Origin of the sequence: Psychrobacter okhotskensis, from assembly GCF_013248965.1 — a bacterium.
In the GTDB taxonomy this organism is placed as follows: Bacteria; Pseudomonadota; Gammaproteobacteria; order Pseudomonadales; family Moraxellaceae; genus Psychrobacter; species Psychrobacter okhotskensis.
Map to the genome: position 1 here is coordinate 57,460 of NZ_JABRVQ010000016.1, position 22,690 is coordinate 80,149.

Consider the following 22,690-nt stretch of genomic DNA (forward strand, 5'->3'; position numbering starts at 1 on the left):
TGATTATTAATATCCACCATACTGCCATCCCCTGTCATTATCGATATATCATCACTGATGTAATTTATTTTTACTGCCATTACCTATCTTTTTTTATGGCTAACTTCACTGTATCCGTAACTTTATTTAATCACTTATTTTAAACAAATTTATTTTGATACCTAGGGTCTGTTGAACATTCAAATGTGGCACTGGCAGTGGCTATTTTTTAGACAATACGCAGTGAAATGTTTGACGCCTAGTCGTTCTAGGTTAGACAATTTCGCCATGTATTGGCAAAAAACAGTCCTGCCCTGAAAGGCTGATACTAAAATCACCTCAAACGTTGTTGTAAACCTAGCTAAGGTCTCGACATTATCGTCGGTTTACGCCTAGTTTGGGACGATTTTAGCAATCAGCAGTCCTAATATTTGAATGTTCAACAGACCCTATATATAGTGGCGTTCATAATATAGTGACGTTCTATTATTGCAACCATATGACTATCAATCATGTCATGAGTTTATCGTACTACTTACCCTGCTATTTATCATTCAAAAAACTACTGTTAGTAAATACTCATTAAGCCGATTGTGGCAAGACCGCATTCTTCATACGTTTTTTAATAATACGCTGTTTATTACGTAGGCGTCTATCACTGCGATTGTCTTCATAGTATTTAGGATTGGTCAGCATACTAATGAGTAGCGCGGATTCATCACGATTGAGATTGGCAGCAGATTTATCAAAATAATGGTGCGCCGCCGCATCGATACCATAGATGCCATTGCCAAACTCGGCGACATTTAGATAGGCGGTCAAGATACGCTGCTTGTCCCAAAAGGTTTCGATCATCACGGTGATTACCGCTTCCTCGCCTTTACGAATATACGAGCGATGCGACGTCAAAAATAGATTTTTGGCCAGCTGCTGAGTAATGGTCGAGCCGCCAGCCGAGGTGGTGCCAGACTCCTCATTTTTTTTCATCGCCAGCTCGATGCCCTTCATGTCAAAGCCATTGTGTTGGCTAAACGTCGAGTCTTCGCTCACTATTGCCGCTTGCTTGGCTGATTTGGCGATGGCATCGTACTCAGCCCATGTCTGAGTGACCGTACCGCCGCTCAAGCGATGGGTAAGCATAAACATGCTGTTGTTAATTGGCTGCGTTTTCCAAATTAATAGCAGTCCTGCCACCAGCACATGAAATGCCACGACCAATAACATGAATGCCAATAACACTCGTTTCATAAATTTGCCAAAACTTGCCATGCGTGCGCTACCTGAGTGGATAAAAAGATAATAAGATAAAATTGAGAATCATAAACTGCAGCTCATCTTACCTAATCTCACAATCGCTGTCATTATTTACCCCATTTCTTTATCATGTCATAACGGCTAAGCCACATTGGTATGTCGGCTTAAAAACAGCACACAAGTATTTTGCGACAAGGCTTAACATAAGAGTAGAAACATGCATAATGATAATAATATAACCCTATTACGGAACCGCGTTATGGCAGCGTGCCCTGAGCTTAATGACTCTAAAAACCTCGATGAATGGTGGTTGCTTGGTACTTCTGGCTGTCATCTATGTGATGTCGCTGAGCAACTATTAGCACAGTTTCGGGCGGTACAGCCACTTACCTACCAATATGTCGATATCGCTGACTTCGATGAGTCATTGATGATGGAATTTGCTACCAGCATTCCGGTGCTCCTGACAAAGACGCAGCGTCTAAATTATCCATTTTCAGTCATGGATTTACAGCAGTTATGGAATAGATAAGCGAGAGAGATAATGAAAAACTTGAGCTCAACTTTAAAAAAAGTTACCGAAATTGAAGATCTGCGCCGAGTCGCCGCGCGCAAAGTACCGCGCATGTTTTATGATTATGTCGATTCAGGCTCATGGACTGAGACCACTTATCGCAGCAACGAGACTGACTTCGATCGTATCAAATTGCGCCAGCGCGTCTTGGTCGATATGGACAACCGCAGTCTAGCGACAACGATGATTGGCGAATCAGCCAAGATGCCTGTCGCCATTGCGCCAACGGGATTCACTGGCATGATGTGGGCAGATGGTGAAATTCATGCCGCGCGGGCAGCTGAAAAGTTCGGTGTGCCCTTCTCGCTTTCGACCATGAGTATCTGCTCTATCGAAGACGTCGCTAAAAACACCAGTGCGCCATTTTGGTTTCAGCTTTATGTCATGCGTGATCAGGACTTTATGGCCAATTTGATTCGCCGTGCCAAAGCAGCAAACTGTTCTGCGTTGATTTTGACCGCCGACTTACAGGTGCTGGGACAACGTCATAAAGACATCAAAAACGGTCTATCCGCACCGCCAAAACCCACATTGGCTAACATTTTAAACTTAATGACTAAGCCAGAATGGTGTCTTAACATGCTCGGCACCAAGCGCCGTACCTTTGGCAATATCGTCGGTCATGCCAAAAATGTTGAAGATATCTCATCGCTGTCAGCGTGGACTGCAGAACAGTTTGACCCTCGCCTAAGTTGGGATGATGTGGCACGTATCAAAGACGCATGGGGCGGCAAGCTCATTATCAAAGGCATTATGGAGCCGGAAGATGCTATTTTAGCCGCGCGTAGCGGTGCGGACGCGCTAGTGGTCTCCAACCATGGCGGCCGTCAATTGGATGGAGCGCTGTCTTCTATCTCTGCGCTTTCTGACATTGTGCAGGCGGTCCATGCCGAAAACAGTGATATCGAGGTGTGGCTCGACAGCGGTATTCGCTCCGGTCAAGACGTGCTCAAAGCAATCGCGCTTGGCGCGAAAGGCACCATGATTGGACGAGCATTCTTGTATGGGCTTGGTGCTTATGGTGAGGATGGGGTACGCCGCGCGCTTGAGCTTATCTATAACGAGTGCGATATTAGCATGGCGTTTTGTGGTCATACCGATATCAATCAAGTCACAGATAATATATTGGTCAAAGGAACGTATGAGCAGCTAAAATCGGCACCGCCTTATATCACTTATAATGCCACCCCTAGACGCTGATTGCTTTTTTGCCGATGGCTTTTTAGGAGTGGCTTTTTAGGAGTGGCTTTTTAGGAGTGGCTTTCTTTATAGTGGCCTTACCCTTTATAATCGCCTTAATCTTTTTAATTGATACTCGGCTTTTATGACCATCCAACAGCTTTTAAAAACGGCACCCGTGACCACCCTGCTATTAGTCAGCTTTATCGGACTTTTTATTATGCAGGTGCTGACAGGCGTCGATGCCAATAACCCCTCGACTGAAGCGCTGCTAAAATGGGGTGCCAATGCGCTGCCTTTTACCATGGGCGATGATCCATGGCGCTTGGTCAGCAGCGCGTTTTTGCATATTGGCTTGATGCATTTATTGTTTAATGGTTTTGCCATGTATTTCTTTGGGCAAATCGCCGAGCCGATGTTTGGCTCCGCTAAATTTTTGGCATTGTTTTTACTCGCGGCCATCGGTGGTAACTTACTGAATAGTTATGTGACGTGGCAGAGTATCTTGGATGGCACTGGGCAACCGGGGCTGTCGGCCGGTGCCTCTGGTGGTATCATGGGTATCGGTGCCGCCCTTTTGATAGCTGCCCTGTTTAAAATATCGGTCAATGGCTTAGTGCTCAATTTAAAAAGCCTAATATTGATCATGGGCATCAATTTAGTGTACGGCTTTGCGGTGCCGGGCATCGACAACGCAGGACATATCGGTGGCGCGGTAACAGGATTGGTCATTGCACTCGCCATCGGTATCGTTCATCGCCAACGTACGGCAGCCGTCATACAGACGGGCGCTTTCGAACAGAGCCGTTATCAAGATAATATCCAAAGCACAATCCAAAACAATGAGCAAACCAGCTATATCGAGCAGCCAACGATGAGCAATATTAATTTGGATAATAATGCTCATTTTGATGACACTCGTGTAAACTTACCTATAAATATGAACGATAATCGTGCCGACATCATCGAGCAAAAGACAGCGGCCAAACCTGCCCTTATGTGGCAGCTGCTACCATGGCTGGTAATGTTGCTCATCAGCATTGGCTTTGTTTGGTGGTGGCAGGATATTCATCATCAAATACTACAAGTGCTAAACGCTGTTGAATAAACGCTGACCCTTATCCTTTATCATTAATTGGCACACAGAAACAAACAGCTGATTTTAGCTTTCCTTATTCTTCTATGGTTACCCAGCTATTTTTACCTACTGACGAGACTTAATTATGTTTACACTTTCAGCGCTATCCGCTACCTCTACGCGCGTCTTGCTTAGCACTTTGACCGCCACTGCACTATTCAGTGTCGCTAGCATATCCAATGCCGCTTTTTTTAATAAAAACTTGCCGGCTGATCCAGATGCTGAGCTCAGCGTTGGCGTTAACGTCATGGCAGTCAACTCAGCCTATGACTTGGAAGACAGCACCGATATACGCGTATTGCCGGGTGTGTTTTATGACAACAATAAATTCTATGCACGCGGGGCGCAAGCGGGCGCTTATATCATTAATGATGGTACCAATCAGCTGTCTGCTTATGCGCAATTCGATGGTAATGAGTTCGATCCTGATGATGCCAGAGGCGCGCTTGCTGGTCTGGACGAGCGTAAATCCTCAGCTGCTGCTGGTCTGACTTATCAGCGCAATACTCCTGTCGGCGGCTTTCGTGCGCAAGTAGCGACCGATATTTTGGATCGTAGTGGCGGCAATACGGGGCGCTTGACTTATCTGGCCCGAATCACCAAAGACAAGCTGACGGTCTATCCAAGCATTGGCTTTGAATTTCATAATGCAGATTATAACGAATACTACTATGGCGTGAGCGAAAAAGAATCTGCTGAAACGGGCGTTGCAGCTTATAAATCTAATTCGAGCTTGAACCCGTACATCAATGTCAGTGCCAACTATGATTTCAATGAGCGCTGGGCAGGATTTGCCAACCAAAGCTTGAGCTATCTACCAAATGAGCAACATGATAGCCCTATGGTTGACTCGCGTACTGAAGCCACGACAACGCTTGGTCTACTTTATAAGTTTTAAGATTTGAAATTTAAGGTTTAATAAGTTTAAGAAGTTTGATAAAAAAGCTGAGCATTTTGCTTGGCTTTTTTATTGCGTTAATTCGTTGATATGAGACACTAGCCTATATAGTTCGTACAAAATAAAAGTGTCATTTACTTTATCTGGATGCGAGGTTGATAGAAATTTTCTTGCTTGCTGTGCCTACGCAGACAGAGGCTGCGAAAGTTTCTATCAACCTCGCCATAACATTCTTAGAGTAAATTAACTATAAGATAAATTCCAGATTTGATTTTATATACAGGATTGCACCATTATGTTCCACGCTACCCTTTGGATGATTGGAGCACTCACTTCATTTTGTTTAATGGCCATTGGTGCTCGTGAGCTAAACGGTGAGATTGGTGTTTTTCAGATCTTATTCTTTCGAAGTATCGTCGGACTATTGGTATTATTGCCCATACTATCGTTATCAAGCTTTGCATCAAACGCTTCATCGAAAAAAGGTCGTTTTTCATTCCCCAAGCGTATTAAATTACACGTAGTCAGAAATCTATTTCATTTCGCGGGGCAATATGGCTGGTTCTTGGGCATAGGACTCCTGCCCTTGGCGACCGTTTTCGCTATCGAATTTACTGTCCCTTTTTGGACAATAATCATCTCGTATCTCTTCCTAAAAGAATCTATAACTGTAAAAAAGGTTATTGCCGTATTTTTAGGAATTCTTGGGGTAATCGTCATCGTACAACCCAGCTTAGATGTCGCTCATTATGCGTCACTTATCGTGTTGGGCGCTGCTATTTGTTATGCCTTTTCCCATGTGGCCACAAAATCACTCTCTAATACTGAAAGCCCAATCACCATTATTTTTATGATGTGTTTGATACAAGCACCTCTGGGGTTACTCTTATTTATAGAAGGGTGGACAACGCCACTAGGTATTCAGTGGCTATGGCTCGTCATCATAGGCATAACGGCACTATCGGCGCATTATTGTATGACCAAAGCCATGCAACATGCAGAGGTCACATTCGTGGTCACTATGGATATGTTCAGATTACCGCTCATCTCAATCATCGGTGTGCTTTTGTATTCTGAAAGCTTTAGTGCAGCTTTAATCATTGGTATGCTGCTGATAGTAACGGGTAACTCGTTAAATATATATTCTAGGAAAAAAGATAAAGGTAGTATTGCTCGATAGCGCAGTTAAGCATATTCAATAGGTTCAATATCATCTAAAAAATGTAAATCATCAGTCTCAACCAAACGCAGCTCATAAGTAGACTGCAGATTTAACCAAAACTGAGCGCTACCACCAAAATACTTGGCTAAACGCAGGGCAGTGTCTGCTGTAATGCCACGCCTCTCACGTATGATTTCATTAATACGTGCAGGTGTGACACCAAGCTTCAGCGCCAATGCATTGGCACTCATACCCAGTGGCTCAAGAAAATCCTCTCGTAATACTTCGCCCGGGTGAATGGGACGCATACCGTTTTTAGTCATAGTGTTTCTCTCTTCTATATTCTATATTCTATATCTTTGATAACATCTCTTATAAAATTAATGATAGTCCACAATTTCTACATCTATAGCGCCTTGATCTGTCCAAGTGAAACAAAGTCGCCATTGCACATTGATGCGAATACTGTGCTGACCTTCTCTATCACCACGTAAAGCTTCTAATCGGTTGCCAGGTGGAGCTTTCAAGTCTTCTAGCATAGTTGCATTATCTAGTAGTAGTAATTTACGTTCTGCAACATTTTTAATGGCTGACCAGCGCTTTGTTTTTCCAGCAGAAAAAAGAGTTTGAGTATCACTACATTTGAAATTAACAATCATACAAGTCTCAATACCCTTTATTTATGCTTTTAAAATAAGTTGTAGTGCTACTACTTATAGTATATCGATAATCGATAAACATCAATAATGATATGTAAACACACAGAGTATCGCCTTTCGCACCAATTATGTGTTTTTCATTGACGCGAGATTTAGCCCTAATTGTAGCGAAAAGCGGTACTGGCTCCAAAACCAAACCTAAATACCACAAAAAAAGACCCTACCACATTACGTGACAAGGTCTTTTTTTATCTAATTCTGTCAGCCTGCTAAAAACTAGCCTTTAAGCTTTTTGATAGAGGCAACATTACAGCCTTTATAAAGGATTTCACTACTGGCGTTTTGGATATTGGCCGATGATTTATGATAGTTATTTAAACGCAGTGCGCCCGTCATAATACTAAAGTTTTCTTCATCACCAAACACGGTATCAACCGTGTCAGAACGACCTAAGTTAATGGGTAGAAATCTTTTTTTGCCATTCAGATTGGCTTCTGCAAACGTCGGTAGGTTTTGCTTGTTAAAGCCATAAGTTACGCTGACTTTTTTGTTATTTTGGCAAGAGTAATTAACTTCTCTAATTTTAACGGCAGTATCATAGCTTTCGCTCGCTTCCATTACTTGGTCCGAGTAAGCTATGGCAGAACCTGAACCCAACATCGCCATTATAATGCCAGCTGATGATAGAGCGGCAGTTAACTTTTTCATAAATTACCTCAATGATATAAATAGAATGGTCATAGATAAGAGTAATATGGACGTTAGCGGCGAACTATTTTTAGTTAGTCTAGTCGTTTGCTCTTATTGTCTTTGTCGTGATTTAAAATTTTTTTAAAACTTTGATTCACGAGCCCTTATCTATGTACTCATTATAAGCAAAATTTTTGTTGGTGCTGTTATAACTATTATTATGCTTGTTGTTTGAGCGTAAGACATTGTTGCGCGCGATGTAGGTGATTCAATTGATAGACAAAAAAAGACCTTACACACCCTTTTACAAGAGATGGCAAGGTCTTTTTATCAATCAGAATATCGAATTTAAAAATCTGGGTAGCGAGGAAGACAAGCGCAAGTGCTACTAATTGTAGAATCAGCTTATCTGACAATGCTAATCAGGTTTTTGGATTGATATTAAGAAGGATGCACCATATCAGCAGGTGTTACCCATTCATCAAACTGCGCTTCAGTTAATAGTTCTAACTCAACCGCCACTTGCTTCAACGTTTTGTTTTCTTTATAAGCAGTCTTAGCGATTTTCGCCGCGTTTTCATAACCAACATGACGATTCAATGCCGTGACTAACATTAATGAGTTGTGCAAGAAGTCATCGATTTTGTCTTTGACTGGCTCAATACCAACCGCACAGTTTTCGTTAAAGCTGTTGCAAGCATCACCCAATAGCTGGATAGATTGCAACAAGTTAAAGGCAATTACTGGCTTAAATACATTCAGCTCAAAGTTACCTGACGCGCCAGCCATGCTGATAGTGACATCGTTACCCATCACTTGAGCCACAACCATGGTCATCGCTTCTGACTGAGTTGGGTTTACTTTACCCGGCATGATAGATGAGCCTGGCTCATTTTCAGGAATCGTCAACTCGCCCAAACCACAACGAGGACCTGATGCTAACCAGCGAACGTCATTAGCGATTTTATTTAAGCTGGCTGCTAAGGTTTTTAATGCGCCTGAAGCAAAGACTTCCGCATCACGAGCCGCTAGTGCTTCAAATTTATTTGGTGAGGTCACAAACGGTAGACCAGACAATGTCGCTAATTGCTCAGCCGCTTTTACCGCATAATCAGGATGAGCGTTTAGACCAGTACCGACCGCTGTACCGCCTAATGGCAATTCATATAGGCCTTGTAGCGCGTTATCGATACGCGTCAAAGAATGATCCAATTGGCTGACATAGCCGCTGAATTCTTGGCCTAATGTCAAAGGGGTCGCGTCTTGTAAATGCGTACGACCGATTTTTACGATGCTATCGAATTCTTTAGCTTTGGCAGCTAGCGTATCACGTAGTGCTTTTACCGCTGGAATCAATAGGCTATTAATCTGACGAGCAGCGGCAACACGAATCGCGGTTGGGAAGCTGTCGTTGGTAGACTGTGCATGGTTGACATGGTCGTTCGGGTGAATTGGCGTGTAGCTGCCACGCGCATTACCAGCGAGTTCGTTAGCACGGTTGGCAAGCACTTCGTTCATGTTCATGTTTGACTGGGTGCCAGAACCTGTCTGCCAAACCACCAATGGGAATTGATCGGTTAGACCGCCGTTGATGACTTCGTCAGCAGCTTGCACGATTAAATCGCGTTTGTCGCCTTCGATACGATCAAGGCTCGCATTGGTAATCGCAGCGGCTTTTTTGACTAGCGCCATTGCTTCAATCATTGGAGGTGGCAAGGTCTCGCCACCGATTTTAAAGTTCTCACGGCTACGCTGAGTTTGCGCGCCCCAATACGCGTCAGCTGGGACTTCCACGTTGCCCATGGTATCTTTTTCGGTACGAGTTGCCTGATTCTGTGTCGACATAACTACCCTCTTTGATGGTTTGTTGTATAGCTGCTTCGAAAAAAGTGCAACACACGCTGCACATAAAGGAAAATACGATGTAAAGTGGCGTTATGATAGCATGACTAGGGCGCGTTGAATATTCACAAATAGCCGTTGCTAGCGTCTAAAAGCACCAGCCATCATCAATTTAATACATTATTGGATAGTATATCTATGCATCCTGAGTCAGAAAAATCTAAAGTTAATAATCCACCTAGGCGACTGTTTACTCGCCAGCGGCGCCAGTTGAGTGACAGCGCACGTAGAAATTTGGCTCAAGCCGCGAGTTTGCATTTAACCAAACTACAGCAGCGCTTACCGCCGCATGCAAAGATTGGCTTATATTATGATGGCTTTGGCGAGCTGCCCACTCAGCCACTATTGGACTGGTGTCAACACTTAGGCTATTTACCTTATTTACCTGTTGTCGGTTCACTTGGTCGTACTAGCTATGGCAATAATGATAAACGATTGCGTTTTGTGCCTGTCTATCACTCAAAACTGGTGAATGTCCCCACTCGCATTCATCAATTAGGCATGAAACAAAACCACAGTCGCGCTCTATTATGGGCATCAGAACTAGACGTGATTGTCTGTCCATTAGTAGCGGTTGATAAAAGCGGTAATCGTATGGGCATGGGTGGTGGGTTCTATGATACGACGCTTGGTAACAGCCATCGCTCAGGGGCAAAAAATCCATTAAAAATTGGCTGGTGTTATGACTTTCAAGTGGTTGAACAATTACAACGGCAATCGTGGGATGTGCCATTAGATGGCTTAATCACGCCAAGCGGCATAAGGTGGTTTTGATGAAAGACGATAAACAGTTTGAAAAAGACTCTAGCGCTGCTGATTCCAGTGCAGACAGTGTGGATGAGTATTTGCAGACATTAGGCAATGAGGACTCTAGAGAGATACGTTACTACAGTCAAGAACAGCCTTTTAGCTCTGAGGAGATGACAAGGCTAGTCAATGAAGAGCGTCTAAATAAACTGCTCGCGCAAAGCGATGATTTTTTGAATGGTTTGAATGGTGAGATAAAAGACTTTGATGAAGATGGTGTCTGATTTGAGTAAGGTGCGTGTTCAGCGCACCAATAACTATCATCAATTTGTTTTTGGTTCGCTAGATTTTAATTACACTCAGACTGAGATACCTACATTGTCAATATTCATGTTATACCCCTACAAATTCAATAGTTGTGTTGTCTCTAGTCATGTCTTCAAGCAAAAAAACTTCTGCATTTTCGACAATGTCAAACAACTGGTTAATGACTTCCTTTTTATCTTCATCGGTTGGTTTATTAATGTTGTCATGAAAACTTAATGTTACGGAGTAGGAACGATTACCTCTTATGTCTACATTTACAACAAAATTTTTATTCAAAAATACGTAACTTAAGGAAGATATCGGCCCTTGTATTCCATAGAAAATAGCCTCTTCTGTATTAAAGATATAGTAGGCCTCTTCAAATATTTCAGGTGGAGTAATATCTTGTGCTTTCTCTTCAAGAATCCTTAGAAGTGTCTTCAATTTCTTTGGATTTAAATATTTTCTTTCGTTTAATATTTTTTTAAGCTGCTTTGCGCTCATGTGTTCTTTGACCTGCATTATTTTATTCCTTTATTTAACTGTAAATCATCCTTTTCTTTCTATTTTACAAATTCAATAGTTGTGTTGTCTCTATTCATACATTCAAGTAAAAAAATGTCTGCATTTTCGACGATGTCGAACAACTGATTAATGACTTCCCTCTGATCTTGCTCTGTTGGTTTATTAAGATTATTTCTAAAATCTAACTCAATATTAGGGCGATCGACTCCCACACCTACGATAAATCTGTCATTTAAAAATATAAAACGAAAATAGGGGTCAGGACGACCATAAGCAATCGAATAAAAGACGGCGTCATCGCTATGATATGTGTAGTGCGATTTTTCATAAGTCTTAGGTGGCGTAATATTTTCTAAGTTTCTTTCGAGAGTGATGGATAAATATTTTGCTTCTTCCTCATTTAGATGCTTTCTTTCGTTCAATATTTTTTTAAGCTGAGTTGCACTCATGTGTTCTTTAACCTTCATCACTCCATCCTTTTTTATGCGATATTTTCTATTCCCACCTTAAAACAAAAAAGCCATCTATACGATGGCTTTTTATAAAATCACATTTTAGCTAAATCAGCCTACAACACCATCGCGGCAATCCAACCAAATGCGAGTAGCGGAATGTTGTAGTGTAAGAAAGTCGGTATCACACTATCTTTTATATGGTCATGCTGTCCATCAATGTTTAGACCAGAGGTTGGCCCCAATGTCGAATCTGACGCTGGCGACCCTGCATCACCAAGCGCGCCCGCCGTACCAATAATCGCCACCGTCGCGAGTGGTGAAAATCCTAGAGAAATACAGAGCGGCACATAAATCGCAGCAATAATCGGAATGGTCGAGAATGACGAACCGATACCCATCGTAACTACTAGACCAATTCCGAGCATGACCAACGCAGCGATGGCTTTATTACCCGCAAACAAGTGGGTCGCGCCATCGATAAGCGGTGCAATTTCACCTGTCGCTTTCATGACTTCGGCAAAGCCCTGCGCGGTAATCATAATAAAGCCAATCATCGCCATCAATTTGATACCATCATTAAAGACCGTATCAGCTTCACGCCACTTGACCACGCCGGTCGCCATAAAGACCCCAAAGCCAAACATTGAGCCAAGTAATAACGAGTCTGTGTAGAGCTGTACGACAAAGGCAGTGACAATAGCGGCTAGAGCAACCAGCGTTTTCATCTTGCTTTGAAACTGCGCACCAGCGGTGGTTTTGCTTAGCTCATCACCTTCTAACCTTTGACTCTGAAGAGCGGCATCGCGAGCTTCTTTATCTATTGCCACTTGCTGATATTGTCGCGGTTTACGGTAACTGATAAATACCGCCGTCAGCAAACCAAACAACATACCGAGTGCCGGAATCGCCATGGCCTTAACCACAGAGATATTGGCGATATCAATGCCCGCTTCACCGACGTTTTTTAACATAATTTGATTGAGATAAATATCACCGAAGCCATACGGGATAAACATATAGGTAGTAACCAAACCAAAGGTCAATAGACAAGCAATCAAGCGTCTATCAATTTGCATACGATTAAAGGCGAGTAATAACGGCGGCACAAGCAGCGGAATAAAGGCAATATGAATGGGGATTAAATTTTGGCTAAAGCAGCTCATGGTGATTAAGCCTGCAAACAGCATATACTTAATCATGCCACTGGTGCCACCGGCATCAATGCGCCTGATGACCGCCCCTGCCAATGATTGCGGCAAACCAGAATGAGCTATCGCTACCGCAAAAGCGCCCAGTAGCGCGTAAGATAGAGCGATTTGCGCGCCATTGCGGATGCCTTCTTGAAAGGCCTCTAGCGTATCAGTGATACCGAGACCCGCTAGCAGCCCGCCCGCCAGCGCACCGATCAATAAACTGAGCACCACGTGCACGCGCGCTAGTGACAGCCCTAACATGATGACGACTGCCAATAATACTGCGTTGATGGTCATATGTTGCCCCTTGCTCTTTATAATCTGGTCTGGTTAGGACTTATTAGTATTTTAAGACCTATCAATATCGCTCTAACGCCTAAAATGCTTTACTCTAAAAAGCGAGGTTTCGGACGCGCGTCAGTTTACCTCATTTTGCCCATAAAACCTACGCATAGAACCCAATAGATATTGGCTGCCTACTAACGATAAGTACTTTGTCTATGCTGACTTTCAATGATTACTCATAAAATTAACACAGCGATGAATCGCTGTATTAAAGAAGATATAACTATTTAACAAAGATAAGCGCATGACTTGGTCACCAAGCCTTGCAATTTTATCTGTGAGCACCATTTATCTAAACATGAACCACTAACTTGACTTTACAAGTCTGGTGAACGAGGAAGAATATATGAGTGAACATAAAATTGCCCAAGACAATATCGACATCGATGTCGACGTATCATCTAACGTTTCTGATGATAATGCGCTAAATATCTCAGCTGACGATACGTTGGAAAATGAGTCAGAGTCGACGCCTGAATCTACTCAAGACGATGCTGAAAACATGAATGCTAAAGACAAAGGTGAACAGAACTATCTACCGCTACTGGCATTGCGCGATGTGGTCGTGTATCCACATATGCAAATTGCCTTGTTCGTAGGGCGTGCGCCATCGGTCAAAGCCGTTGAACTGGCACAAGCTGAGTATGGCAATAAAGTATTGGTCGTGGCGCAAAAAGACTCGCTGACCGAAGACATTGATCAAGATAACTTGTATCAGTACGGAACCGTGTGCCGCATCGTCAGCACCATGCCTCATGACAGCGATGAGAATTGTATCAAAGTATTGATCGAAGGTCAGTACCGTGCGCGCGTCGATAACATCGAAAATCACGACAAATTATTAATGGCGAGCTTTGAGCGTGCTGACCTTGATGTCGACATGGATGAGAGCCAGCAAAAAAATACCATTCAAGCTTTAACTACACTGTTTGAAAGCTATGCGGATGCTCGTTTGCGTAATGCGCGTGAGCTAACTCGCGTGGCAAAACGCATCGATGATTTGCTTGAACTGGTTTACTTCATCTCAACCCGCGTGTCGATGGATCTTGAGGTCAAGCAATCGTTCTTAGAACATGACGATATCAAAACCCATATCAATACGTTAACTGAGTACTTAGTCAAACAAAGCGCTGAGCAAAATATCGAACAAGATATCCAAGATGCCGTTCGTCAGCAGATGGAAGACAATCAGCGCGAGTACTTCTTAAATGAGAAAATGAAAGCCATTAAAAATGAGCTGTCAGATATGAATGACGGCGCGTTCGATGGTGAAGATGATGTGGCTGAGCTTGAGCAGCGCCTAGAAGATGCTGACTTGCCAGAAGATGTGCGCAAAAAAGCCGAGCAAGAGTTTAAAAAGCTAAAAATGATGCCGCCTGCCTCGAGTGAATCATCAGTCGTACGCAACTATATTGAATGGATCTTGGATACGCCGTGGAATGCCACAACCAAGGTTTCGATTAATTTAGAAAAAGCCAAAACGGTACTGGATGAAGATCATTACGGCTTGCAAGATGTGAAAGATCGCATCTTAGAATACCTCGCCGTACAATCACGGGTGAAAAAACTGCGCGGTCCGATTCTTTGCTTAGTCGGTCCTCCGGGTGTTGGTAAAACCTCATTGGGTGAATCGATTGCGCGTGCAACGGGTCGTAAGTTTGTACGTATGGCGCTCGGCGGCGTACGTGATGAAGCGGAAATCCGTGGTCATCGCCGTACTTATATCGGTGCGATGCCGGGTAAAATCGTCCAATCACTGGCAAAAGTCGAAGTTAAAAACCCGCTATTCTTATTAGATGAAATCGATAAAATGGCGCAAGACTTCCGCGGCGATCCAGCGTCGGCGTTACTTGAAGTGCTAGACCCTTCACAGAATGATACCTTTAACGACCATTATCTCGATATGGATTTAGATTTATCACAAGTGATGTTTATCTGTACCGCCAACAGCATGGATATTCCGCCTGCCCTACTTGACCGTATGGAAGTGATTCGTCTACCGGGTTATACCGAAGAAGAAAAGGTCAATATTGCGCAGAAATATCTTGTGCCAAAAGCGATCAAAAATAATGGCCTTAAAGAAGGTGAAATTGAGATTGTAGAAGCGGCATTGCATAGCATCGTGCGTAGCTATACGCGTGAAGCCGGTGTGCGCAACCTTGAGCGCGAAGTCAATAAAATCTGCCGTAAAGTGGTTCGCGGTTCAGTCGAAACTCATGGTGCACGCGCTCCGAAAAAAGCAGAACGTGAGCTGGTCGTAGTCGATGACAAAAACATCGATGACTATTTAGGTGTGCATCAGTATGACTATGGTCTGGCAGAAGAAGAGCCTGAGATTGGTCGTATTACGGGTCTTGCTTGGACACAAGTCGGTGGTGAGCTATTAACCATCGAAGCGGTAGCGATGAAAGGTAAAGGCGAGCTGAGCTTTACCGGTTCACTCGGCGACGTCATGAAAGAGTCGATTCGTGCAGCGATGAGTGTGGTGCGTGCCCGCGGTGACAGCTTAGGTATCGATTATGAGACCTTTAAAACCACTGACGTCCACGTACATATGCCAGAAGGCGCGACGCCCAAAGACGGTCCATCGGCTGGTGGTGCGCTTACCACAGCGCTGGTCTCTGCCTTGACTGGTATTGCCATTCGTCCAGATATTGCAATGACAGGCGAGATTACCTTACGCGGTAAAATCCTACGCATCGGTGGTCTAAAAGAGAAGCTACTTGCTGCACATCGCGGTGGTATCAAGCATGTGTTGATTCCAGCGACCAACGAGCGTGACTTGGCCGATATCCCTGATAACGTCAAAGCTGGTCTGACTATTCAGCCAGTCGCGACGATTGATGAGATATTAAAAGTTGCGTTGGTGAGTATGCCAGTACCGCTTAAACCTGCTAAGGTGACGGTTGATAAAACCTCAAGCAAAGCACTGCATAGCTAATCTGATTCGTTACTAATCCAGTCTTACAAATTAAAGAGCCGCTCATCGTCATGATGGGCGGCTTTTTTTGGTAATAATAAAAAACAATTTGGTTAAGACCCTGTGCTATATTTTAGACAAATGTTTATTAATTAGGAAAGTACAATGTTAAATCATTTAAGGGTGCCTCTAGTTGTAATAAGCACATTACTACCCCTCGCTTTATTAGGCTGCCAAACCAACAGCCTCAATCATTCAGCACAAACCAGTACCGTTATCGACGATAAAAACTGGTCAGCGACCACGCTTGAATCCAGACTGTTTCAAACCACCACAAAATATGAGTGGCAACTAACCCATGTCAGCAATGATAAGGGTCGAATCAAGCCTTTTAACCAAAAGCTGCCTTTGATAATGGAGGTACATCCAAGCCTTTTAACTTTCACAGAAGGCTGTCAGCGTTACCAAGTTTCTTTTGATATGTGGTTACCATTACCGTACCTTTACGGGCAAATCGATGTCAGAGAACTATCTGATAACTGCACCACAGTAAACCATTCAATTATCGAAAATTTGAGTAATAAAAACACAATCAAAAACAAAACAGGAAATGTCGTAAATGGTGTTTTTATACCCTATTCAGATACAGCTTTCAGATTTGATCCAGTACTACCAAATTCTACACAGAATTCTAACAAGACATTAAAACAGCTGGCTCTAAAAACCAATAAAGGAAAAACACTGATTTTTTCGGGTACGCCCAAGCCTGAATATCGTGTGGCGGGCATACCGCTTACCAATGAATTATTAGAGCGATACCAATGGCGTCTTATTAGTGCAACTGACGATACCAATAAAACTATTAATAAATTTAATCGTCCAGATGTACCTATTACTGCAAACTACAGACTTGGTTCACATGATTATAGCCATCCTCAGCAAAGTAGTTTTAGCCAAGGTGTTGGGTTTTCTGTCGGATGCAATGGGGCTGGTGGGTCTTATGCTTTATCTACTAATCAAACGTTGCTAATTGGTGGCAACCCTTCAACGATGGTAGGGTGTGGTGATGACATTGATGATATTGAATCAAGCCTTAGCCGCCTAATGCTTTATAGCTCTAGTCAGTTAACACTGATCAATCTTGATAAGCAGAGAGTATCTAATCCTTCTAATAACTCTGAATCCAGCTATCTCCTTACTCAAAAGTTAGAATCAGGCGAAACCTTAGTATGGCAAAACGAAGTAAAGAAGACACCGTAAACCCTTTTCAAATCCATACGATACTTACATTTATTAACCGATTGTTGCGCTTTTAATGAATATCTATGCCGAGTCGTTGGCTATACTGATTGCGACATAAACGAATGTTGCAACAAAGCCAGTAACGATTATAAATATAAAGACTTGAAACAACTATTTACATAAACGGAGAAAACGATGAAAAAAGTAATTCTTGCAAGCGCGCTATTATGTGGTTCGGCTTTAGCGATGACTGGTTGCCAAACGGTAGAAGGTCAGATGCAAACCGGTAATCCACTTAACCAACCTGCGCTAAAATCGACGATCAATGCAGTCGCTGGTAACAATAGTGAAGTGGGTCAAGTATTCCTACGCCCAGTAGATGGTGGCGTACAAGTCTACGGTAAACTGATGAACTTGCAGCCAGGTAAGACGGTATCATTGCATATTCATGAAACAGGTAGCTGCGGTAATATGGGTAAAGCGGCAGGTGGTCACTTCAACCCAGATAACAAACCGCACTCTAACCCTGATGATATGAATGGTCATGCGGGCGACTTGCCGAACTTAACCGCTAACGCAGATGGTGTTGCTACTATCAACTTTGTAAACAAGAAAATATCTGCTGCTGATGCCGGTAAATATAGTGTCAACCGCCTAGCCTTTATCGTTCATGGCGGCGTAGATGACTATACTAGCCAACCAGCTGGTAATGCAGGCGATCGCGTTGCTTGCGGTATCATTGAAAAGATCTAATAGTTTTTAACTAAACTATTAACCTTTAAAGTTTAATACGTTTAATAGCATAAAAACTGATAGTAAAAAAACCTCTTAGATAATCTAAGAGGTTTTTTTATGGTTTAAAGATATGGCTTCGAGATAAAGTGGTTAAAGAAATTTACTCTTCTACCCATTCACCTTTGCGCCAGTACACACCCCAACGCGTGGCCTTACCGTTTTTCTCAGAGCCGATATACTGCTCTTTTTTCTTACGTGACCAGCGCAAAATGGTTGGATTGCCATCAGGGTCTTCGTCTGGACCTGCAAACAGATACTGGAACTTATCTTCCATCTTATCTTTGATTTCGCGTAGCTCCGCAAGCTTTGGCGGACGTGTTTCGCGTACTTTCGGGAACTTAGAGGCTGCTAAGAACATCCCAGCCGCCCCTTCACGCAAGATAAAGTAATCATCGTGCTTGGTTGATTTTAGCTCTGGTAGATGAATAGGATCCATACGCGGCGGTGCAGCTTCGCCAGTTTTGAGCACTTTACGAGTATTGTCACATTTCTGACAAGCAAAGTAAGGACCAAAACGTCCGGTTTTTAGCTCCATCTGCCCATCACATTTATTACAGTCAATGGTTGGGGCATCTGAACCCGGTACTTCAAACTTGCCTTCTTCTAAGATATAACCGTCGCAATCGGGATTGTTACCACAGATATGTAGCTTGAGACCGCCATCAACGATATACCCGTTCATCGCGGTACCATCTTTTGGGCAACGTTTCTTTTCCATCAAATCTTTAACTTCAGCTGCTTCGTCATCACCTTCAGCATCATCAAGATTAGCAAACGCTTCGACTGGCATTAAGTTCTTGGTGCCTTTACAGCGCTCTTTTGGCGGTAAGTTATAGCCCGTACAACCTAAGAACACACCCGTTGAGCCAGTACGCAGCTGCATTGGACGACCACAAATATCACAATGGACATCTGGCACATCGGTCGGATCATTGGGCCGCATGCCATCTTTTTCTTTGGCGCGATCAAGCGTGGTTTTGAAGTCGCCATAAAAGTTATTGAGAACATCTTTCCAGTTTGTATCGCCTTCAGCGACATGATCGAGCTTGTCTTCTAGCGCAGCAGTAAAAGTATAATCCATCAAATCTGGAAAACTGGCGGTCAGTCTGTCAGTGACGATATCGCCCATCTTTTCAGCAAAGAGGCGTTTGTTTTCAAGCTTTACATAACCGCGATCTTGAATGGTCGAGATGATAGACGCATAAGTCGATGGACGCCCAATACCTTTTTTCTCCAGCTCTTTGACCAAGCTTGCCTCGGTATAACGCGGTGGTGGCTTGGTAAAGTGTTGACTCGGATCGAGCTTATCGAGCGTTAATTTGTCGCCTTTTTTGACATCTGGAAGCAAAGTATCGTCGGTTTTCGCTGGTGGCATGACTTTAGTAAAGCCATCAAACACCAATGTACGACCGCGGGCTTTTAGCTCAACATCATTGGCAGCGACGAATAGATTCACTGACAGGTATTTTGCAGGGAGCATCTGGCAGGCCACAAACTGACGCCAAATCAGCTCATATAGACGGATGGCATCACGCTCAACCCCTTTTAGCTGGGTTGATTTCATATTGACGTTAGACGGACGAATCGCTTCATGCGCCTCTTGTGCGCCTTGTTTATTACCGTAAAAGTTTGGCTTTTCTGGCACGTATTTATTGCCATAGCTGTCTTCGATATAGCCACGTACCGCCGCCAATGCATCACCCGACAAGAATGTCGAGTCGGTACGCATATAAGTAATATGACCGGCTTCGTATAAACGCTGTGCCAAAATCATGGTTTTCTTAACTGAAAAACCCAGTCGCGTGCTGGCTGCTTGTTGCAATGTTGACGTAATAAACGGCGCACTCGGGCGTGATTGCGTTGGTTTCTCTTCACGCTCTTTGACGATAAAGTCGTTGGCGTTAAGCACTTCTAAGACTTTATCCGTCTGCTCTTTATTGACAAGCTTTAGCGTTTTGCCACCTTGCTTGGTTGCTTCTAAACGAATGGCAATTTGCTCAGCGTCTTTTTTACTGCTAGCAACGTGAGTATCAGCATGAATTTGCCAGTATTCTTCTGGAATAAAGGCACGAATTTCATGCTCACGCTCGACCACCAAGCGCATAGCGACCGACTGGACACGACCTGCAGAAAGACCGCGAGCAACCTTTTGCCAGAGTAGTGGCGATACCATAAAGCCAACGACACGGTCTAAAAAGCGCCGTGCTTGTTGGGCGTTAACACGGTCAATATCGAGCTTTGATGGTTGCTTAAAGGCGTTTTGAATAGCGGTTTTGGTAATCTCGTTAAAGACCACGCGCTCATATTTACTATCTGCGCCACCGATGACTTCTTTGAGATGCCAAGCGATGGCTTCCCCTTCTCTATCCATATCCGTTGCAAGATAGATTTTGTCAGCGTCTTTAGCTAAGGCTTTGAGCTCTTTGATGACCTTGGTTTTGTTTGGCAATACTTCATAGACTGCCGCCCAGTCATGCTCAGGGTCGACACCCATCCGTCTGACTAGTGCTTGCTGCGCTTTTTCTTCTTTGCTCAGACTGTCATCTTTTTTACTGGTCGCTGGCTTCTTCGCGCTTTTACTCGCACCAACGGGTAAATCGCGTATATGTCCAATACTCGAGCGAACGACGAAGTCATTACCGAGGTATTTATTGATCGTTTTTGCCTTGGCTGGTGACTCGACAATCACCAAAGACTTGCCCTTTGGACTGTCTTTAGTTTTGTCAGCAGCCGCAGCTGGACTTTTTTTAGTTGTGGTTTTTGCCATATTTGACGACACCATAATATAAGTAGTTTAAAAGTAAGGTTAAATTCAGCAGCACGGCAATTTATGGAAGCTGATCATCATAGCTCAGCGATTTATTGTAATAATAGCTGCTGATATAAAAGGGTATAAAGCAAGCAACGACGCCGATACGAGTCATAAAACAGCAATAAAGGTACAAAGACGTTACACTGCTAGGCGCTGAACTGTCAACTGTAAATAATTGGGGCACCGCAAAACTGCTTGCTTATTGCCCATTAATGGAGACTAAAAAACGATTTACTAGCTCTGGCGCTTTTTTTGCATCTGTAATGCCCACGCTTCGAGCTGTGTCTTCAGTACTAATAAGTCTGACTCAATCATTTTTTGTTGATAATGAGGGTTGGTCACTGGGCGCACATAGGCGATATCTTCCCAATAAATAACAATGCTATTTGACTTAATTAATAAGGCTTTTACAAATGGCTCAATACTGGCGGGCAATGCCAATGGCACTTTATCCAAGCTAAAATTGGCTTGATGAGGCACATTATTTACGTTGCTGTTTGCATTGCTATCTGGTCGCCAGTAGCCATCGAGGACCTGATAGCGCGTCAGCGGCAATTTGACATTGTCTAGCACCAACCCATACTGCCCAAGCATCCCGCGACCATACTCATTGTCCTTGCCCCTGATCCAATCGGGACAAGCCACCAGTTTTGGATTCAACTGTAAGCGACGGGCGGTCATGCGCAAATGATCCAAGCGCTGATCGATACCGCTCGGTTTGAGCGCCATCATACTCCCTAATACGAATAGTACAATGGCGATCGCAATCCATATTCCCATAACAATCTGACCTTTTAGCTGAATTAAAATGCGGCTGAGACGACACTAGCGCCGCGATTGAGCAAAAAACTATTAGCGAGTAACTGGATGGACAGTGGTTTGTCATACCAGTCCTTATAATGAGCACGAACCATAAAAAATCAAGCAGGGTTGATAGAGCGCTGCGTTGATAATCAGCTGATAGCCACTTGCTTGGCAAAGTCCCCTTATTTGACAAACCTACTATTTATACTGCCATATCAATCAGTTAGTACGTAAAAAATAAGTTTAATAACAAGATACAAAAAGTTGTACACGGTAAAAAGTGCTATGATAAACCATAATTTTAGACGCGCGCAGGTTTATTATGAATTATCTTATTAAGTCAAACTCATCGACCGCTGCTTTAGCCAGCAAACTGACGAACAAATTCATGAGTAAAACCAGTATTGTCCTAGCGCTGATGAGCGCTGCATTATTTACCCTATCAGGCTGTGCCACGACCCAAAGTCTCACACCGCAGCAGTGCCAAAGCAGCAATTGGCAAGAAGTCGGCTACGCAGACGGCATCCGTGGGCGCTCGGGCGCATACTTTGGTCAATATACCAATCAATGCGCCAGCGTGGGCGGTGCTAGCCCCAACCGCATTCAATGGGAACAAGGTCGGCAGCAGGGGCTAAAGAATTACTGTACCGAGCTCACTGCTTATAAGCTTGGGCGCGAAGGCTACGACTGGCAGGCTGTCTGTCCACTTGAAGGTATTGAAAAGTTAGAAGAAGCTTACTCGCAAGGGCGCTACTATTATATTCGCCAGCGTGATCTTGATTACCTACGCACGCCTTATCCCTTTGCCTACGGTCCTGCTGGACGCTTTGGTTATGGTTACAGTCCGTTCGGCTATGGTTGGTAATAGTGCCATATCTTTAACTCATAAGCGCGAAAAGAGCTAGTTTTATAGCAATTGTAGGTGTAATGGACATTATTCATGCTAAAAAGTAGAAGGTAGTCGCTAATGGACATAATTCATGCTATTTGAGAGACCTTGACCCTAAAAAGTCTTTAATAAACCGCAACTTACGCTGCTCATTTAGACCATGATGACTGTGTAATTGTCGCTTGAGCTCGCTGAATAATCCTTCAAGAGAATTGGTGGTAT

Annotated in this window: 21 protein-coding genes; 11 read left to right on the forward strand and 10 right to left on the reverse strand. The window is 43.5% G+C overall.

Annotated elements, in window-relative coordinates; translation table 11 throughout:
- Positions 1-561 precede the first annotated feature (561 nt).
- Positions 562-1,248, reverse strand: coding sequence for a monofunctional biosynthetic peptidoglycan transglycosylase (mtgA, locus tag HQR03_RS09070; protein WP_173239947.1), 687 nt, complete (start codon positions 1,246-1,248; stop codon positions 562-564).
- Positions 1,249-1,492: 244 nt separating this feature from the next.
- On the opposite strand from mtgA, the gene HQR03_RS09075 reads away from it, so the two are divergent.
- From HQR03_RS09075 to HQR03_RS09095, 5 genes are all read left to right on the forward strand, one after another.
- A complete protein-coding gene (locus HQR03_RS09075; RefSeq protein WP_227523252.1) occupies positions 1,493-1,765 on the forward strand; it encodes a glutaredoxin family protein in 273 nt (90 codons plus the stop codon).
- Between the two features lie 12 nt (positions 1,766-1,777).
- Positions 1,778-3,007, forward strand: a complete 1,230-nt coding sequence (locus HQR03_RS09080; protein ID WP_173239948.1) for an alpha-hydroxy acid oxidase — start codon at positions 1,778-1,780, stop codon at positions 3,005-3,007.
- Positions 3,008-3,131: 124 nt separating this feature from the next.
- Positions 3,132-4,094: a rhomboid family intramembrane serine protease gene (locus HQR03_RS09085; RefSeq protein ID WP_173239949.1), complete on the forward strand. Its 963-nt coding sequence runs from the start codon at positions 3,132-3,134 to the stop codon at positions 4,092-4,094.
- Between the two features lie 115 nt (positions 4,095-4,209).
- Complete coding sequence (locus HQR03_RS09090; RefSeq protein WP_025651334.1) at positions 4,210-5,022, forward strand: MipA/OmpV family protein; 813 nt, start codon at positions 4,210-4,212, stop codon at positions 5,020-5,022.
- A 295-nt stretch (positions 5,023-5,317) separates the two neighbouring features.
- Positions 5,318-6,202 carry a DMT family transporter gene (locus HQR03_RS09095; protein ID WP_198551998.1) on the forward strand — a complete coding sequence of 295 codons (885 nt, stop codon included), beginning with the start codon at positions 5,318-5,320 and terminating at the stop codon, positions 6,200-6,202.
- Between the two features lie 5 nt (positions 6,203-6,207).
- Here the strand turns inward: HQR03_RS09095 and HQR03_RS09100 are convergent, their stop codons facing one another.
- The 4 genes from HQR03_RS09100 to fumC all read right to left on the reverse strand — a co-directional run bounded on the left by HQR03_RS09100 (position 6,208) and on the right by fumC (position 9,378).
- The gene (locus HQR03_RS09100) at positions 6,208-6,507 is read right to left on the reverse strand and encodes a HigA family addiction module antitoxin (RefSeq protein WP_025651332.1); all 300 of its coding nucleotides are present in this window, start codon (positions 6,505-6,507) and stop codon (positions 6,208-6,210) included.
- Positions 6,508-6,564: 57 nt separating this feature from the next.
- Positions 6,565-6,843, reverse strand: coding sequence for a type II toxin-antitoxin system RelE/ParE family toxin (locus HQR03_RS09105; protein WP_025651331.1), 279 nt, complete (start codon positions 6,841-6,843; stop codon positions 6,565-6,567).
- Between the two features lie 276 nt (positions 6,844-7,119).
- Entirely contained in the window at positions 7,120-7,551 is a 432-nt protein-coding gene (locus HQR03_RS09110) for an ACP-like domain-containing protein (RefSeq protein WP_173239950.1), read from the reverse strand.
- 423 nt (positions 7,552-7,974) lie between these two features.
- Complete coding sequence (gene fumC / locus HQR03_RS09115; RefSeq protein WP_173239951.1) at positions 7,975-9,378, reverse strand: class II fumarate hydratase; 1,404 nt, start codon at positions 9,376-9,378, stop codon at positions 7,975-7,977.
- 195 nt (positions 9,379-9,573) lie between these two features.
- On the opposite strand from fumC, the gene HQR03_RS09120 reads away from it, so the two are divergent.
- The gene (locus tag HQR03_RS09120; RefSeq protein ID WP_173239952.1) at positions 9,574-10,209 is read left to right on the forward strand and encodes a 5-formyltetrahydrofolate cyclo-ligase; all 636 of its coding nucleotides are present in this window, start codon (positions 9,574-9,576) and stop codon (positions 10,207-10,209) included.
- The gene (locus tag HQR03_RS09125; protein WP_173239953.1) at positions 10,209-10,466 is read left to right on the forward strand and encodes a hypothetical protein; all 258 of its coding nucleotides are present in this window, start codon (positions 10,209-10,211) and stop codon (positions 10,464-10,466) included. Before HQR03_RS09120 ends, HQR03_RS09125 begins: the two co-directional genes overlap by 1 nt.
- A gap of 109 nt (positions 10,467-10,575) precedes the next feature.
- On the opposite strand, the gene HQR03_RS09130 is transcribed toward HQR03_RS09125, so the two are convergent.
- The 3 genes from HQR03_RS09130 to HQR03_RS09140 all read right to left on the reverse strand — a co-directional run bounded on the left by HQR03_RS09130 (position 10,576) and on the right by HQR03_RS09140 (position 12,958).
- Positions 10,576-11,010 (reverse strand): hypothetical protein, encoded by a 435-nt coding sequence (locus HQR03_RS09130; protein ID WP_173239954.1) that lies wholly within the window; start codon positions 11,008-11,010, stop codon positions 10,576-10,578.
- Positions 11,011-11,051: 41 nt separating this feature from the next.
- Positions 11,052-11,480 (reverse strand): hypothetical protein, encoded by a 429-nt coding sequence (locus HQR03_RS09135; RefSeq protein WP_173239955.1) that lies wholly within the window; start codon positions 11,478-11,480, stop codon positions 11,052-11,054.
- Positions 11,481-11,581: 101 nt separating this feature from the next.
- On the reverse strand, positions 11,582-12,958 hold the full coding sequence (locus tag HQR03_RS09140; protein WP_173239956.1) for a Na+/H+ antiporter family protein: 1,377 nt from the start codon (positions 12,956-12,958) through the stop codon (positions 11,582-11,584).
- A gap of 394 nt (positions 12,959-13,352) precedes the next feature.
- Between HQR03_RS09140 and lon the strand changes: the two genes are divergently transcribed.
- The 3 genes from lon to HQR03_RS09155 all read left to right on the forward strand — a co-directional run bounded on the left by lon (position 13,353) and on the right by HQR03_RS09155 (position 17,921).
- Positions 13,353-15,947 carry an endopeptidase La gene (gene lon / locus HQR03_RS09145; protein WP_025651320.1) on the forward strand — a complete coding sequence of 865 codons (2,595 nt, stop codon included), beginning with the start codon at positions 13,353-13,355 and terminating at the stop codon, positions 15,945-15,947.
- Positions 15,948-16,091: 144 nt separating this feature from the next.
- On the forward strand, positions 16,092-17,186 hold the full coding sequence (locus HQR03_RS09150) for an META domain-containing protein (protein WP_025651319.1): 1,095 nt from the start codon (positions 16,092-16,094) through the stop codon (positions 17,184-17,186).
- Between the two features lie 177 nt (positions 17,187-17,363).
- Positions 17,364-17,921: a superoxide dismutase family protein gene (locus HQR03_RS09155; protein ID WP_025651318.1), complete on the forward strand. Its 558-nt coding sequence runs from the start codon at positions 17,364-17,366 to the stop codon at positions 17,919-17,921.
- A 142-nt stretch (positions 17,922-18,063) separates the two neighbouring features.
- On the opposite strand, the gene topA is transcribed toward HQR03_RS09155, so the two are convergent.
- Together topA and HQR03_RS09165 are read right to left on the reverse strand one after the other, a co-directional pair.
- A complete protein-coding gene (gene topA / locus HQR03_RS09160) occupies positions 18,064-20,730 on the reverse strand; it encodes a type I DNA topoisomerase (RefSeq protein WP_173239957.1) in 2,667 nt (888 codons plus the stop codon).
- Between the two features lie 279 nt (positions 20,731-21,009).
- On the reverse strand, positions 21,010-21,555 hold the full coding sequence (locus tag HQR03_RS09165; RefSeq protein WP_025651316.1) for a hypothetical protein: 546 nt from the start codon (positions 21,553-21,555) through the stop codon (positions 21,010-21,012).
- Between the two features lie 346 nt (positions 21,556-21,901).
- On the opposite strand from HQR03_RS09165, the gene HQR03_RS09170 reads away from it, so the two are divergent.
- Positions 21,902-22,444, forward strand: a complete 543-nt coding sequence (locus tag HQR03_RS09170) for a DUF2799 domain-containing protein (RefSeq protein ID WP_244952012.1) — start codon at positions 21,902-21,904, stop codon at positions 22,442-22,444.
- Positions 22,445-22,690: the final 246 nt, after the last annotated feature.